1 protein-coding gene is annotated in these 812 nt (G+C 68.8%); it reads right to left on the reverse strand.

Translation table 11 applies throughout. The annotated features are described in order from the left end of the window. Positions 1-812: flavodoxin-dependent (E)-4-hydroxy-3-methylbut-2-enyl-diphosphate synthase (gene ispG / locus AC3EUJ_RS37210; RefSeq protein ID WP_431969431.1), on the reverse strand; the 812-nt coding region annotated here is incomplete at both ends.

The raw sequence follows: 812 nt of genomic DNA on the forward strand, positions 1-812 counted from the left end.
TTGCCCGAGGCCACCCCCAGGTCCGCCTCGCGGGCCTCACCAGGACCGTTGACGACACAGCCCATCACCGCGACCCGCAGCGGCACCTCCATGCCCTCCAGGCCCGCCGTCACCTGGTCCGCCAGCTTGTACACGTCCACCTGCGCACGACCGCACGACGGACACGACACGATCTCCAGCCGCCGCTGCCGCAGGTTCAGCGACTCCAGGATCTGGATGCCGACCTTGACCTCCTCCGCCGGAGGCGCCGACAGCGACACCCGGATCGTGTCACCGATCCCCTCGCTCAGCAGCGCGCCGAACGCCACCGCCGACTTGATGGTGCCCTGGAACGCCGGCCCCGCCTCGGTCACACCCAGGTGCAGCGGATAGTCGCACCGCGCCGCCAGCAGACGGTACGCGTTGACCATCACCACCGGGTCGTTGTGCTTCACCGAGATCTTGATGTCCCGGAAACCGTGCTCCTCGAACAGCGAGCACTCCCACAGCGCCGACTCCACCAGCGCCTCGGGGGTGGCCTTGCCGTACTTCTCCAGCAGACGCTTGTCCAGGGAGCCGGCGTTGACGCCGATCCGGATCGGCACACCCGCCTCGGAGGCGGCCTTGGCGATCTCCTTCACCTTGTCGTCGAACTGCCGGATGTTGCCCGGGTTCACCCGCACCGCCGCACAGCCCGCGTCGATCGCCGCGAACACGTACTTCGGCTGGAAGTGGATGTCCGCGATCACCGGGATCTGCGACTTCCTGGCGATGGTGGCGAGGGCGTCGGCGTCGTCCTGCGAGGGGCAGGCGACCCGGACGATCTGGCAGCC

Source organism: Actinacidiphila sp. bgisy160 (assembly GCF_057707815.1).